The sequence below is a fragment of the Candidatus Methylobacter oryzae genome (genome assembly GCF_003994235.2).
Taxonomy (GTDB): domain Bacteria; phylum Pseudomonadota; class Gammaproteobacteria; order Methylococcales; family Methylomonadaceae; genus Methylobacter_A; species Methylobacter_A oryzae.
In genome coordinates, this window is the sequence record NZ_RYFG02000119.1 from 1 (window position 1) to 14,878 (window position 14,878).

General features: G+C 47.0%; 14 protein-coding genes. 2 read left to right on the forward strand and 12 right to left on the reverse strand.

The features are described 5' to 3' along the window. Positions 1–108: 108 nt before the first annotated feature. From rfaD to EKO24_RS19400, 12 genes are all read right to left on the reverse strand, one after another. Complete coding sequence (rfaD, locus tag EKO24_RS19345) at positions 109–1,053, reverse strand: ADP-glyceromanno-heptose 6-epimerase (protein ID WP_127030410.1); 945 nt, start codon at positions 1,051–1,053, stop codon at positions 109–111. Further along, positions 1,050–2,474 (reverse strand): bifunctional D-glycero-beta-D-manno-heptose-7-phosphate kinase/D-glycero-beta-D-manno-heptose 1-phosphate adenylyltransferase HldE, encoded by a 1,425-nt coding sequence (hldE, locus tag EKO24_RS19350; RefSeq protein ID WP_127030409.1) that lies wholly within the window; start codon positions 2,472–2,474, stop codon positions 1,050–1,052. The genes rfaD and hldE overlap by 4 nt, the downstream gene beginning before the upstream one ends. Continuing rightward, on the reverse strand, positions 2,474–3,079 hold the full coding sequence (locus EKO24_RS19355; protein ID WP_241674714.1) for a D-sedoheptulose-7-phosphate isomerase: 606 nt from the start codon (positions 3,077–3,079) through the stop codon (positions 2,474–2,476). Before EKO24_RS19355 ends, hldE begins: the two co-directional genes overlap by 1 nt. 11 nt (positions 3,080–3,090) lie before the next feature. Then, positions 3,091–4,875, reverse strand: a complete 1,785-nt coding sequence (gene msbA, locus EKO24_RS19360; RefSeq protein ID WP_127030408.1) for a lipid A export permease/ATP-binding protein MsbA — start codon at positions 4,873–4,875, stop codon at positions 3,091–3,093. Positions 4,876–4,922: 47 nt separating this feature from the next. Next, entirely contained in the window at positions 4,923–5,738 is an 816-nt protein-coding gene (locus EKO24_RS19365; protein ID WP_127030407.1) for a glycosyltransferase family 2 protein, read from the reverse strand. Continuing rightward, the gene (locus EKO24_RS19370) at positions 5,738–6,484 is read right to left on the reverse strand and encodes a glycosyltransferase family 2 protein (RefSeq protein WP_127030406.1); all 747 of its coding nucleotides are present in this window, start codon (positions 6,482–6,484) and stop codon (positions 5,738–5,740) included. Before EKO24_RS19370 ends, EKO24_RS19365 begins: the two co-directional genes overlap by 1 nt. 24 nt (positions 6,485–6,508) lie before the next feature. After that, positions 6,509–7,234 (reverse strand): glycosyltransferase family 25 protein, encoded by a 726-nt coding sequence (locus EKO24_RS19375; protein ID WP_127030405.1) that lies wholly within the window; start codon positions 7,232–7,234, stop codon positions 6,509–6,511. 101 nt (positions 7,235–7,335) lie between these two features. Beyond that, entirely contained in the window at positions 7,336–8,439 is a 1,104-nt protein-coding gene (gene rfaQ / locus EKO24_RS19380) for a putative lipopolysaccharide heptosyltransferase III (protein WP_127030404.1), read from the reverse strand. A 29-nt stretch (positions 8,440–8,468) separates the two neighbouring features. Next, the gene (locus EKO24_RS19385; RefSeq protein WP_127030403.1) at positions 8,469–9,254 is read right to left on the reverse strand and encodes a hypothetical protein; all 786 of its coding nucleotides are present in this window, start codon (positions 9,252–9,254) and stop codon (positions 8,469–8,471) included. Between the two features lie 109 nt (positions 9,255–9,363). Then, a complete protein-coding gene (locus EKO24_RS19390) occupies positions 9,364–9,789 on the reverse strand; it encodes a YqaA family protein (protein ID WP_127030402.1) in 426 nt (141 codons plus the stop codon). Positions 9,790–9,849: 60 nt separating this feature from the next. After that, on the reverse strand, positions 9,850–10,755 hold the full coding sequence (locus EKO24_RS19395) for a cupredoxin domain-containing protein (RefSeq protein ID WP_127030401.1): 906 nt from the start codon (positions 10,753–10,755) through the stop codon (positions 9,850–9,852). A gap of 155 nt (positions 10,756–10,910) precedes the next feature. After that, a complete protein-coding gene (locus tag EKO24_RS19400; protein ID WP_127030400.1) occupies positions 10,911–11,501 on the reverse strand; it encodes a hypothetical protein in 591 nt (196 codons plus the stop codon). A gap of 289 nt (positions 11,502–11,790) precedes the next feature. On the opposite strand from EKO24_RS19400, the gene pgi reads away from it, so the two are divergent. Beyond that, positions 11,791–13,419, forward strand: coding sequence for a glucose-6-phosphate isomerase (pgi, locus tag EKO24_RS19405; RefSeq protein WP_421743945.1), 1,629 nt, complete (start codon positions 11,791–11,793; stop codon positions 13,417–13,419). Then, positions 13,416–14,855, forward strand: a complete 1,440-nt coding sequence (mltF, locus tag EKO24_RS19410; RefSeq protein WP_127030398.1) for a membrane-bound lytic murein transglycosylase MltF — start codon at positions 13,416–13,418, stop codon at positions 14,853–14,855. The genes pgi and mltF overlap by 4 nt, the downstream gene beginning before the upstream one ends. Positions 14,856–14,878: the final 23 nt, after the last annotated feature.

A 14,878-nucleotide genomic window follows, 5' to 3' on the forward strand; every position in this document is an offset into this window, starting at 1 on the left:
ATTGCGGAACCCCAAGGCTGTCTTTCGCAACATCGGCCCCGAAAGAGCCGCGCATTCTACGCCTTTCCTCTCTGCCGTCAAGCTTTTATTTGCACCAAATATTCTTGCTTAAGCATTCAACCAATCCAGATATTTCGTAACACCTTGTTTAACAGTCAATAATTCCTTCTTATAGCCTGCTTCTCTTAAGCCGGAAATATCAGCTTGCGTATAACTCTGATAAGCTCCTTTTAAATGCTCTGGAAACGGAATGTACTCGATACGGCCTTCTTTATGCCAATCAATTACGGCCCTAGCAACGTCATTAAAAGTTTCCGCCCGCCCGGTGCCTACGTTATAAATACCTCGTTGCTCAGGGTGATCCAAAAACCACAAATTCACATCAACAACATCATCCACATGCACAAAGTCCCGCTTTTGTTCGCCATTGGCCATGCCGTCACAACCTTCAAATAATTTTGCAACCTTTTGCTCAATCACCTGCCGATTAAAATGAAATGCGGTACTACTCATCATACCTTTATGCTGCTCTCTTGGCCCATAAACGTTAAAGTAACGAAAGCCGACGATAGGGCTTCTAGTCTTAGCTAATAAAGGACGCACATATTGATCAAATTGAAACTTCGAGTAAGCATACATATTAATTGGATGCTCACAGCTACGGTCGACCCGAAAACCATTCTCACCATTGCCATAAACCGAAGCGGAAGACGCATACATATAAGCAACATTTCTATCTATACACCAATGCAGTAAGCGTTTTGAATAATCATAATTATTCATCATTACATACCGCCCATCCCATTCCGTCGTTGACGAACAAGCTCCCTGATGAAAAACCGCCCGTACTCCATCAAAAAAATGGGCCGCGCCGATTTTCTCTATAAACTCCTCCTTGTCCATGTAATCAGCAATATCAAGATCGGCGATATTATGCATTTTTCGTCCATTAGCTAGATGATCGACCAGCAATATATTACGCTCGCCCCGCAGATTTAATGCCCGAATAAGGTTACTACCGATAAACCCCGCACCACCAGTCACAACAATCATTCCAATCCCCTCGCTTTATTAATCATCGCAGTTGTAGATTGCCCATCAACAAACGATAAAATCCTTACTTCGCCGCCCGCCTTAATAACACAATCTCCGCCAGCCACTTGCTCCGGACTATAATCGCCACCTTTAACGATGACATCGGGCAATAATCGGCAATAAAGCCTTTCCGGCGTTTCCTCTTCGAATGAAACTACCCAGTCCACGCAGGCCAATGACGCCAGCACAGCCATTCGCTCCTGCAAGCCGTTAATAGGCCGGGTTTCGCCTTTAAGCATCCTAACCGACGCATCGGAATTTACGGCAACAACCAACCGGTCGCCCAATGCTTTTGCCTGCTGCAAATACGTCACATGACCGGCATGCAACAGATCGAAACAACCATTCGTCATGATAACGCGTTCATCATGGGCTTTGGCGCCTACCAATATCTGCGCCAACTCATCTTCCGAGACAATACCATATTGGGAATCCCGGTCCCCATGCATTGCACGAGTTAATTCCTGCATTGACACTGTCGACGTGCCGAGCTTTCCAACGACGATGCCTCCCGCCAAATTAGCCAGATACATCGCATCGTGTAACGCCATATCCAGCGCGACGCCTAGAGCCATCACGGCTATAACCGTATCTCCAGCCCCTGTCACATCAAAAACATCTTTAGCCTGGGCCGGCAATGAACGGACTTGCTGATCTTGTATCAATGTCATACCTGCCTCGCCGCGAGTCAGTAACAGCGAGGGAATTTGACACTGCTTTAACAGCGCACGGCCTTTTTCTACTAAGTTGTCTTCATTTTCAGCAACGCCCACTACCGCCTGCAACTCAGATAGATTCGGCGTGATCAGATCGGCTTGCGCATAACGCTGATAATTGACGCCTTTCGGATCCACAAGAACTTTATTGCCTGATTGCTTGGCCTTATTGATATACTCAGGAATGTTCGCCAATGTTCCTTTGCCATAGTCTGAGAATACGACCGTATTGTTTTTAGGCAGATGCATCGACAACTTAGCCAATAATGCATCCGAATCAAATTTAAGGGTTGTTTCTTCAAAATCGATACGAATAAGCTGCTGGTGCTGAGCCATAACTCTCAACTTGCATATGCTGCGGATTTCCTGCTCGACAACAAAATCGCATACCACGCCTTCCGCTTCCAACAGCCGCCTTAATGTATCGCCCTCGGCATCATCGCCAACAACGCCCAGTAACGTAACCTTGCCGCCCAGCTTGGCGATATTCAACGCCACGTTGCCGGCGCCGCCGACACGCTCTTCAATAGTTTTAACCCTGACCACCGGAACAGGCGCTTCCGGCGAAATTCGCGCGGCTTGCCCGGACCAGTATCGATCCAGCATCACATCGCCTATAACAATAATTCGAGCTTGCCCAAAATCAGGTGTTGCAGCCAACATTAACAAGCCTCCTCGGCAACTGCTCCCTGCGTTGCTCTACCTCCTGCATCCATGCAGTCGTCAATAACGCCACACCACCAGTGACCGATCAATATATGCGCCTCCTGAATCCTTGCAGTCACATACGACGGGACAATAACTGAATGCGTAACCAGCTCACGCATCTCACCACCGTCGCGTCCAGTCAATCCAATAACAGCCATACCTTTTAACCTTGCAGCCTCAACCGCATTTAATATATTTCTGCTGTTTCCTGACGTAGAAACGGCAACCAAACAATCTTTTTCATTCGCAATAGCCTCAATTTGGCGGGAATAAACCGTATCGAATCCAAAGTCATTGCTATGCGCGGTTAAAATCGAACTATCTGTAGTCAACGCAATAGCGGCTAATGCCTTGCGTTTCTTTTGATACTGCACGACCAGCTCCGCGGCAATATGCTGACAATCGGCGGCACTGCCGCCATTGCCGCACAATAAAACTTTTCCGCCTTGCTCCAATGTCTTAATCAGCAACTCTCCCGCCGCTTCAATCGCACCGGCACAATCAGCCAGCCGCTCCATCATCGCTTTATGCTGTTCAAGCTCGGCAATAAATGTATTCAACGTAATATCCTCTAAGCAAGATCTGAACTTGATAGCTCAGCTGAATGGTTTTCCTTAGAATGTTCCTTAAATTGCATGGAATGCAATCGCGCATAAGCTCCATTTTTTGCAATCAACTCCTGGTGCGAACCTCTTTCAACAATCCGCCCATGATCCATAACCAAAATCATATCGGCATTCTCAATGGTCGACAAACGGTGGGCAATGACCAAAGTCGTCCGATTACTCATAACTTTTTGCAGCGCCGCCTGTATATACCGCTCCGATTCGGTATCCAACGCCGATGTCGCCTCATCCAATATCAGTATCGGAGCATCTTTCAGCAATGCCCTGGCTAAAGCTAATCTTTGCCGTTGACCGCCGGACAGTTTGACACCATTCTCGCCTATTTCCGTATCCAAGCCTTGATCCAACTTATTAATAAATTCCATCGCATAGGCGTCTGTTGCAGCCTGGGTTATTTCGGCCCGAGTCGCCGTCGCAAGCGCTCCATAGGCTATATTGCTGGCAATCGTGTCGTTGAACAAGGTCACTTGCTGATTAACCAGCGCCAACTGTTTTCTCAAGTTTGCCAATTGATAAGCGTTTATTTCGACACCGTCCAATAAAATCTCGCCGGTATCGTGCGGATAAAAACGCGACACCAAATTGGCTAATGTACTTTTACCGCCTCCGGAAGCCCCTACCAACGCAATTGTCTGTCCCGGCTCGGCTTTAAAATTGATGTCGATAAGCGCCGGTTCATTTGCTCCGGCATATTGAAACGTCAGGTTTTTAAATTCCAGCGCACCCTTGCATCTTTCGGCCTGATAAACACCATGATCCGGCTCGCCCGGCTCATCCAAAATCTCGAATAACGATTCGGCAGCGGCAATACCTTTTTGAATATCGCCATTCGCATCGCTCAACTGCCTGATAGGTCTCGGCAATAAAAATGCTGCCGTCAGGTAGCCGACAAACTCGCCGACGCTGGATTGCTTCATAAAAAACAGTGCCATATACATCAGAAACGACAATGCTATAGCGATAATAAACTGCATAATCGGGTTGTGCACCGCCATTGTCGTCGACAACTTTAGCGATTGGCTCCGGTTATAGAGACTACTTTCCAAGAATCGCCGACGCTCGTATTCTTCACCGCCATAACTGCGTACAATCCGGTGTCCTCCCACCAGTTCCGAGGTGATGTGGGTCATGTCGCCGATTGATTCTTGTATTTTCTTGCTGATTCCCCGTAAACGCTTACTTACATAAGTGACCAGCACTACAATAACCGGCGCTATACCGATAAAAACCAGAGACAACATCCAGTTTGAATAGAACAAATAAACCAGCAAACCAATTGCGGTAAAGCCTTCGCGAACGATCGTGCGCACCGCGTCCGTAGTCGCTTGAGTCACTTGCCCGACATTATTGGTTATCCTTGAAATCATGTAACCGCTGTTATGCGCATCGAAATAGGCCGTCGGCAAGCGCGTGTAGTGATTAAAAATTTCACATCGCAACGCGTGGACAACGTTGGTCGATACTTTAGCCAGAAAATAGTTACCCAAATAAGCACCGATTCCATGTACGACAATTAGTCCGCTAAATAATAGCGGCAGATAATTCATGCCTTCCCGCGCCTCGGTTTGCAGCGTATCGATGATATGTTTAACCAATGCCGCAAATAAGGTCTGGGTGCCCGAATACATCAGGAATCCAAAAATACTGATTGCAAAAAGGCCCAAGTGCGGCTTTACGTAGGTTAACAGCCGTTTATAGATTTGTGCGCTTGCTTTAGATGCTTTGTTCATATTTTGAAGAGTGATTAACGGATGAAGCTATTTGGTTAAGAGGCCCTCTAAAGATACTGGGAGACGCCTTTTGTTGCGGCAATAAAATCGCGCTGCTTCAAGCGGTCCAGCAAACGCTGGTAATTAAGGTCTTGTTTGCTTTTATCGTTATGATTATGCCATAGATGCAGCACAGGCACCGCAAATCGCCCTTCCTTACGTTTGACGCCTGCATGTATTAAACGGATTACCAGATCGGAATCCTCAAAGCCCCAGCCTTCAAAAAGCTCATCAAAACCGTTGACCTGCAAGAAATCGCTTTTCCATAAAGCCAGGTTACAAGTCATGGCTTTTTGCCATTTATTAGGCCGCAATGTTCTCAGTAATCCCAAAGGCAATCGGATAAAGGGCAAAACTCGATTAATCTTTTTTTGCAACCAAAGCAAAACGAAATAGCTCAGCGATTTTTGATGCAGTGCAATGTGCTGCTCAATCGCTTGCTGAGTAAACGACTTATTTAACAAGACCCTGTTGCCGGGTACAAAATACCCGGACTCGGCCAGCCGTCGATGCCGGGCAATAAAGTCGGCAGGACAAACGCAATCGCCATCAATAAACAGCAAATATTCACCCTGGCTGTTTGCAACCGCTTTGTTCCTGATAGTTCCGGCCCTGAATCCCTGGTCTTCATGATGCACGTATTGAACAGGTACCGGACTTTGGCTGCAATAGGCTTTAGCCAGAGCCTGATTGAGGGGCGTAGAACCATCGTCGGCGATGATAATTTCAAAGCCTTTGTCTTGCTGGGCGAATAAACTGTCCAGACAAAGTTCTAATGCGGCAGGCCAGTTATAGGTCGTTACGATAACGGAGATTCGCTTCATTATTGCTGTTGCCGGTTTTGCAATTCCAGCAATTTAAGATATTTGTAATAAGTTCCTTCCGCGTTGGAAATCGACAGCATCAAGCCTTGCCGTCCATCCAAGATAGCGGCTTTAAGCCAATAGGTGCGAATGAATGTCCACAATGCTTTTAACACCGCTTTGCTTAAAGACGAGCGAACGCCGCGCTGGTAGAGCAAAGCCGCCCCCAAACTCGAATAGCTATTTACTTTATGCAAAACCTCATCCAGATCGATAAACGCATCGTGCAGTAATGGAGTGCTTAAGCGAGCGATTTGCCCCTGAACAATAATGCGCTCATGAACGACGGAGTCGGTAAAACGGCCGCAATCGCGACGAAATAGCCTTAACACATAATCGGGCCACCAACCGCCGTGGCGCATTTGCCTGCCGCAATAGCTGGAAAGCCGGGGAATTTCATAGCCGTCAACTTGTTCTTGCTGGAGCGCTTTTTCGATTTCCAGCCTTAATTCCGGCGTTACAACTTCATCGGCATCTATCGATAAAATCCAATCGCCACTGGCCTTATCCACGGCACGTTGTTTCTGAATGCCGAAACCGGGCCAATCCGTTTGATAAACCTTGTCTGTATATTGGCGGCAGATCGCGACCGTATCGTCCTCGCTGCCCGAATCCAGCACGATAATTTCATTGGCCCATGAAACCGACTCAAGGCAACGGGCTATATGCCCGGCTTCATTCTTGGTGATAATGACTACGCTAAGCATGGCGTATCGCTAGAAAATAAAATGTTAACGCCATAATTGATAAATGTATTTTCGCTTAAGCTTTTCCCAATTGAAAAACAGCCGCTGTAACCAAATCGGCGGTGCTTTTTCGACCGCGCTCATAAACATGCCGGCCTTACTGCCTTGCTCGACCACGGGGTCCTCAAGCCACAACATGCTGATTCCCAATTCCCGGTCGATTTTCTCAAACTGGTTATCTATAGGTAATGACATTTTGTTGCCGGTAATCCAATCCATGCGTCTTTGTGCGGTATCGCAATCAATAATATAGGAATCGGTAAAACGACCGCGGCTGCCTATATATAAGTGCTGATCAGGCTTTCTCAGGCTTTTCGGCGTATAAAAGTTGCCGCCGCAACCGATAAAAATAACTTTTGGCCCGTCAAAGCGGGGACTTTCTTCCAACACATAATGCAGGCCTTCGTTAAACCTTGGCGAAAAAATAGCATCGTCCTCCAGAACCAGAGCCCGCTGCTGTTTTCTTGCAATAATAAGTTCCAGTGCAATAATATGTTTTAGCGCGCATGACATTTGATTGGCCGATAAGTTATTACCGATGAAGTACTTATCGATCATTTCCGCCGTCAACTCGTCGGCGTCGGCATCAATAATAAATTCAGCACTGATGTCGTGCTTTAAAAGCTGCGCTTCCATAAATGCGCGACGTTCATGAAACGCTTTCACGTTAATTACATAAACACCATCCAGCCGTTTTGCTGCTAAATTCATTCTGGTCCGTACCTTGGGCTATATCCAAAAAACTTTACCAAAAACACCGGGTAAAGCGAAATCAATTACCGATAAACGGTCGTGTTATTCAAAAGAAAAAACTACGCTTCCCCAAGCATCTGCCGAATAGCTTCTTTGACGCGCTCAGCGCTAAGCGTATCAAGACATTGGCTTCGACTCTGCCGGTGCTTGTCGCAACCTTCCAAATGACAAGGAACACAACTCCCTTCACCTTGAATCAAGCTGACATTGTTAAGCTGCCGGCTGCCTTTTTTGCCAAAAGGATTTATATTTCGATCGTACCCGCTAGGCCAAGGCGCCCATTTTACCGGATTCGTTGGGCCATACAGCGCAATCACAGGAACTCCGGTTGCCGCCGCCAAATGTGTGATGCCGGTATCGGGACCGATATAGAGTTTTGCCTGGGCAATAATCGTTGCCAACTGCGCCAATGAAACCCGGCCGGCCAGATTCACAGTATCTTCGGGAAGTTGACGTTGAATAGTGGCGACATAGTCGAATTCTTCTTGAGCCGGCCCTCCTGAAAGCACCAATTTCAATCCCAACTTTTTGAGGTAGTGCCCTACCTCTACCCAGCCGTCTACAGTCCATTGCTTATATGCCCATTGCGGATGCGGATGTAGCACCGCATAGCCGCTATTATCGGCTAAAAAAGGCAACTGTTCTGCCAACTCAGAAACATTAGCGATTCGCGGCGGCACCAATAAAAAGCGCTTTGGAACATTAATCAAATCCAATAACTTCAGGTGTTGCAAGACCGTATGAGTATTGTCGTCGTCAAATTCCGTCCAATGTTGAACAAAAAAACGCTTCCACCAGCCTGTAGAGTTTTTCGGCGGCACGACCGCAACCCGTAACGGTGACGCGAGCAATGCATACAGAAAAGGGCGATCACCGGATTGTGTAGTAATGGCAAGATCATACCGCCTGAACAACTGTCTGAATAATTGCCGGTAATCAAGAAACTTGGGCCGGTTAGGCGTCGTGATAATATGATTAATGTCGGGATTGCCTTCAAGCATGGCCGCAGTATTACTGAACACCAACACATCAAGCCGAGCGTCGGGATAGGCCAACCGTAACGAGTGCAATAAGGGCGTTGTCAGCAGCACGTCGCCGAGGTAGCGCATTGCGATGACCAAAATTCTTGTTGGCTTTGGCTGTAAGGATTGCGGGCTGTTCATCGGTTAAATCAGGATATTATATTTTCACCTTACTCATTATCCGCACCTTGGTATGCATTTTTCCGCAATCTGCCGGATTTAAACCAATCGCGAGCACTCTTTGCACTCTTTAACACCGGAGCAGCGCCTCCCATGGCTACCGCATCAACCAGGCAATACCATGCAGCAACGCCACTGGGAGGGTTACCCTGAGGCAGTCCCAAAACCGGGTCTATTGCCGCCCATTTCCAGGTTCCAACGGCAGTGCCGATCAACTCCAACCATGTGGTAATAAAAAAAGCCGCGAGATAAACCATTGGCGAACGGCCTTTAAAAAGATACCCTAGAAAAACGCAAAACAACAACGCGCCTACCGAATCGCCCTGCTCGGCATAGCCGCTGATTCCCCAAATCGACCACGCGCCGCACACCAACACCACCGATGCAGCGATTTCCCTGGCATGCCGCTGGAATAGTCCCGAACGGCCCAGCGCTACCGCAGTCAAATAAACCATGCCATGACCGGGCGGTACATAGGCAGGCACATTCTCGAACCGGTAAGTGTATCCGCCCATGTAAGGCGATGCAAAATGTTCACCGATAGTCGCAAAAATAACGGCGATAGCAACTTGTACCCTTATTTCCCTATTTTCTCCGAGCAACAATCCGATCAGGAACACCCAAGCGCATACGCCCAAGGCATTTTGCCTTTCCAGACTGGCATGAGCATCGCTCAACAGACAAACCGCCACGCAAAAAAAAGTAAACGCCGCGATAAAATAGTCCCGTTTTCTATGGGCGTAAGCAACGTTAACTTGCGGAAAATGGCGTAACACAATTACCTCTTTTGAACTTAATGGGATGCGGATTTAAGGACTTTTTTACCAGTGTTCTATTTTTTCAGTATTCGATTTTATTTAGCACTGATTGGCTCTCCGCCTATCTTCAGACAAACATCCAGGCAATCACCGCATACCTGCCCAATTTACCTAGCATTATGATCAAACAAGCCTGAGAGAACGGCAGCTTCAGCCATCCACCGGCAAAGCACAAGGCGTCGCCAATCACTGGCAGCCAAGTAAAAAACAGCGTCCAAATACCTTGGTTTCTTACAACATTCAGCGCTTTTTGTTTTTTTTCCGGTAGAAGCGCTGCAACCGGAAATTTTTTTGCGGCCAACACGCCTAAACCCCATGTTGTCATTGCCCCCAAGGTATTACCTATCGTTGCAACAATGACTAAAAATTCAACCTGATAATGCCCTGAGGTCAGCATATAAGCCAGGACTGCTTCAGAACCTCCTGGTGCTATTGTTGACGATATAAATGCACTGATAAACAGTCCGCCAACTTCAAATCCTACATCTTGCACTTTTTTCTCTCAAAAAAACCCCCGCACTCAAAAAGCGCAGGGGTTTTTAAGTTTCCTGGATTAATTTCCAGGTAATATCTTATTTTTATTAGAAACAACCAGCTTAACCAATTTGGACAGCAACTTTACGGCTAGCTCAATGCCTGTTCTTACCATATCAAAAATAGTCGCGACTACTTCCGATGCACTCATGCCTTTAAATTTTCTGGCTAAAAATGGGGCAAGCAGCAAGCCAACCACCAAGCCGATTACAGTAACACCTGAAATCATCGAATCTTCTTGTGGCGGCTGTTGTACCGCCGGAGCAGGCTTCTTGGCCACAACTGCCGGTGCTGCAGCGGCAGCTGCTGCCGAAACTTCAGCCATTACTGTCGTCAGATTGCCTTTATAGTTATCGGGTACGACATACGCAGTCACGCCGGGAATACTCGGTAAATCGCCATCGCCTTTGCCGACTTTCAGCTGGGCTTTCATGCCTTTTTCCATATGCTGGGCAATATCGCAATGCACCAAATAGGTTTTATCGCCGGGAGGCAAAATCAATGTTCCGGAGATTTTCGCAGGCCCGGATACTTCTAAATGAAACATGCCTTTTGGATATAAATACTTGGGCAAACCATGCATCATCCATTGATGACGGACGTTATCGTCATTAATAAAATGAACGGTTAATTTTGTACACGGTTTAAAATTGAATTCCTGAGTATCGAACGCAAACATTCTACCTGGGAACTTCTCGGCATATTTATGACCGGCATGTACAGTAATTTCCTTGGTTTCAGCAATACTATCGCAGCCGCCCGGCAACGTGCTGGTATTTTGACCCATAACCATACCACCGGCCATATCCATCAAATGGCCATCACCGTGATCCATGAGCATCCCATCATGATCCTCATACTCCACTGCCGCTACGGGCGCCGACAACATAAAAATCAACGCCCCAGCCGATAATAACTTCACCATTGTTCATTTCCTCTAATATTCAAAAATCAAAGCCTCCGCTCCTACATCTTACTCACATCCCTATAAGCAATGCCATTGCCATTCTCGGCGAACTGTATCCGAAAATACGCAATGGCACCAATACACAACTTTAAATAAAGTCGCGTTCGTGTTGCTTAGCTTTTAAGCTTTTCTATCGCTTCATCCACTTTGCTTTTAAAACCGGCATGGGATAAATAAATTACATATAAACCTGCAAGTGCAAAGAATACATACAGGAGTATACTATTTTTACTAACTGCTTCACCACCGCCCGCTTTAAAGCCCATATGCGCATCTAATCTATTACCCGAATCAGGAACCAAAGTAATATGAATCAGGTATTTTCCTGCTTCCGGTACACCGTTTGGCAGTTTTAATTCAACTGTGCCTTTTTTGTGTTTTTCAGCAGGCAAAAAGAATACACGAGTGCCTTCAGGCTCTTTTGTTACCTCAAACTCAACCGACATATCTCTGTATTTCATATCCTGATAGTCGAATACCAATAAAGTTGCTTCATTGATGCGAGGAATATTGGCGCAAAAGTCTTCGGCAGGGTATGCGTTAGGCTGATAAGCGGTATAATGCAACCAGTGTCCCGGTTCCAACTCAAATTTACATTGGTCGGTATCGGTGCCCGCAGCCCCACCGTGCGCCCATAACGATGCGGAAAATAACAACCCAAGAAGTACAAGGCAACCCTTTTTAAAAATGTGTGTACTGTTCATAACGCCTTCCAGTTTTGATAAAATTATTATTATGAAAAAATAAATGCCATTAGTGTATATCCTGACCTCGTCACAAACACCCTTCTTCCGTTGTACATTCGACTAATAGCAATAAGTCACTCTAGCACATCGATTTAGCCAAATACAAGGAATTGATGGCAGACCGATCTACAGCCGCCATTATATAAGTAAAAGGTAATGCGCCGCAGAAGTATTGCTATCCGTCCCTGCTTTTCGTAGACTTAAGCCCACTAACTTTATTCAAACGGAGTTTTACCGCATGTCATCTTTGCCTACTTCTGCCGCCTGGACTGCCTTAATAGAGCATCACAACGAAACCAAAAATATTCTCCTTCGCGACAGTTTTAACGCAGACCCAAACCGCCATGCCAAATTTTCACTCCATTTTAATGACATCCTTTTCGATTACTCCAAAAACAGAATAACCGATCAAACCTTGCCTTTACTGATCGACCTTGCCAAACATGCAGGGCTTGACGAAAAAATTAAAGCCATGTTTTGCGGGGCGAAAATAAACAATACCGAACACAGATCGGTTCTTCACACTGCTTTGCGCAACCGGAGCAATCAGCCTGTTTATGTTGACGGACAGGATGTTATGCCGCAGATCAATAGCGTCCTCGCGCAAATGCGCACTTTCAGCACTCGCGTTCGCTCCGGCGAATGGCGGGGCTATACCGGCAAGGCCATCACCGACATCGTCAACATCGGTATCGGCGGCTCCGACTTGGGCCCCAAGATGGTTTCAAGGGCTCTTACCCCATACGCATCCGAGGCGTTAAAGGTTCATTTCGTTTCCAATGTCGACCAAGCCGATCTCGTTGAAACTCTCAAGCATTTATCTCCGGAAACCACATTATTTCTTATTGCCTCCAAAACCTTTACCACACAAGAGACAATGACCAATGCAAAATCAGCAAGAAGCTGGTTTCTTGAGAGCGCAAAAAAAGAGCAGGCTATCGCCCAACATTTTGTCGCGATTTCCACCAATACCAAAAATGTTGCCGCATTCGGCATAGATACCAACAACATGTTTGAATTCAGGCATTGGGTCGGTGGACGCTATTCGCTATGGTCGGCCATAGGCTTATCTATCGCTTTATATGTGGGTATGGATAATTTTGAGGAACTATTGCAAGGCGCGTATGAAGTCGACGAACATTTCCGCTCCGCGCCTTTCGAGAAAAACGTTCCGGTTATCATGGGACTGTTAGGCATTTGGTATAACAACTTTTACAATGCCGAATCCCATGCACTGTTGCCTTACGACCAGTCGATGCTTCACTTCGCCGATTATTTCCAGCAAGGCGATATGGAAAGCAACGGCAAAAGCATAGACCTTAACGGCGAGCATGTGGATTACAGCACCGGCCAGATTATCTGGGGACAGCCAGGCACCAATGGCCAGCATGCTTTTTTCCAGCTTATCCATCAAGGCACCAAGCTAATACCTTGCGATTTTCTGGCCGCCGCCAATAGCCACTACAAGCTGCCCGATCATCATGACATCCTGATTTCAAACTTTCTCGCCCAGCCGGAAGCCTTGATGAAAGGAAAAACAGCCGAGGAAGTGAAGCTGGAATTGTCACCTGAGGACCAAGAAGACACCGTACTGGTTGCATCCAAGGTATTTGACGGCAATAAACCGTCCAATTCGTTTTTATTCAGCAAACTGACGCCAAAAACCCTGGGCTCGCTGATTGCTTTTTACGAACATAAAATTTACGTCCAAGGCGTGATCTGGAATATTAACTCGTTCGATCAAATGGGCGTGGAACTAGGAAAAACTTTGGCAAAAGTCATTTTGCCGGAACTTCAAAATAACGAAATCGTTGACGGTCACGATTGCTCAACGAATGCGTTGATTAATACTTACAAACAGTTACGGCAACCTTGATTCGTGCGCAACGCCTGCTTATTGCCGCTGTTTTCACCATCACGCTGACGACCTGCGATAGCGGATTCCTATCGCTTAATAAGCTGGAACAAATTAAGCGGTCGGGAATCCTGCACGTATTAACCCGAAACGATCCGACAACCTATTACGAAAGCCCCGAAGGCTTCACCGGGCTGGAATATGACCTGATCATACTTTTCGCGGACCAGTTAGGCGTTAAAGTAAAATTTGAAACGCCGAATACTTTTAACGGCATACTGACCCGCATTGCCAAAGGCAAGGCCGACATCGCCGCTGCAGGCCTGACCGTCACTGAGCAGCGCGGCAAGAACATGCGCTTTGCTCCCGCCTATCATGAAATCACCGAACAGCTTGTTTATCGGTCAGGCACACGCCGGCCCAACGGCATAGACAGCCTGACCCACGGCATTATCGAGGTCGCCAAAGGCACCAGCCACATCGACAGCCTGACTTATTTAAAACAGGATACGCCCGCCCTGACTTGGAATGTCAACGATGAGCTGGATACCGATGGCCTGCTGTACTTGGTCAACGAAGGACTGATCGACTACACCGTAGCCGACTCCAACCAGACCACCCTTATCCGCCGTTTTTACCCAAAACTTAACATTGCTTTCGACATTTCCGAACCCCGCAAACTGGCTTGGGCGTTAAGCCCATCGGACGACAACAGCTTATACGGCGAAGTAGTGCGTTTTTTCGAACGTATAAAAAAAGATAAAACGCTCGACCAGCTCCTTGAAAAATACTACGGCCACACCAGCAGCTTAAGCTATATCGATAACTGTAAGTTCCGCCAGCAGCAAAAGATCCGGCTCCCCCTGTACAAAAAATATTTTGACTCGGCAGCCGTGCAATACAGCATAGATTGGCGCTTGCTGGCAGCGATCGGCTACCAGGAGTCGCAGTGGCTGGATAAAGCCGTCTCTCCGACCGGCGTTGAAGGCATTATGATGTTAACCAATGAAACCGCCGATGAACTCGGCATCAAAAACCGCACCGACCCGGCGCAAAGCATTGCCGGCGGCGCGCGTTATTTTCAGCAACGGCTCCGGATCATCCCCGAACAAATTCCCGAACCGGACCGGACCTGGTTTGCATTGGCCTCGTATAACGTCGGTTTAGGCCATCTTGAAGACGCCCGGACATTGACCAAAAAACAAGGCGGCAATCCCGATAAATGGATGGATGTTAAACAAAGACTGCCCCTGCTTACCCAGCAAAAATGGCATCAGCAGACTAAGTACGGCTACGCCAGAGGCCATGAGCCCGTTGAATTCGTCGAAAATATTCGCAGTTATTACGATCTACTGGTTTGGTTGACCGAAGAAAACCAGATCAAGAAAAATGCAATGAACGTTAATAGCGAAGAAATAGAACATGAACCGGTAACTATCGATCCAGCTACGCTTTAACCTTGGAAAATCAATTTGTCCAC

Coding starts and splice junctions, on each gene's coding strand:
- rfaD (WP_127030410.1), bottom strand. CDS start 1,053: ATGATTGTTGTGACTGGTGGTGCGGGGTTTATCGGTAGTAACCTTATT.
- hldE (WP_127030409.1), bottom strand. CDS start 2,474: ATGTTGGCTGCAACACCTGATTTTGGGCAAGCTCGAATTATTGTTATA.
- msbA (WP_127030408.1), bottom strand. CDS start 4,875: ATGAACAAAGCATCTAAAGCAAGCGCACAAATCTATAAACGGCTGTTA.
- EKO24_RS19365 (WP_127030407.1), bottom strand. CDS start 5,738: ATGAAGCGAATCTCCGTTATCGTAACGACCTATAACTGGCCTGCCGCA.
- EKO24_RS19370 (WP_127030406.1), bottom strand. CDS start 6,484: ATGCTTAGCGTAGTCATTATCACCAAGAATGAAGCCGGGCATATAGCC.
- EKO24_RS19375 (WP_127030405.1), bottom strand. CDS start 7,234: ATGAATTTAGCAGCAAAACGGCTGGATGGTGTTTATGTAATTAACGTG.
- rfaQ (WP_127030404.1), bottom strand. CDS start 8,439: ATGAACAGCCCGCAATCCTTACAGCCAAAGCCAACAAGAATTTTGGTC.
- EKO24_RS19395 (WP_127030401.1), bottom strand. CDS start 10,755: ATGGTGAAGTTATTATCGGCTGGGGCGTTGATTTTTATGTTGTCGGCG.
- EKO24_RS19400 (WP_127030400.1), bottom strand. CDS start 11,501: ATGAACAGTACACACATTTTTAAAAAGGGTTGCCTTGTACTTCTTGGG.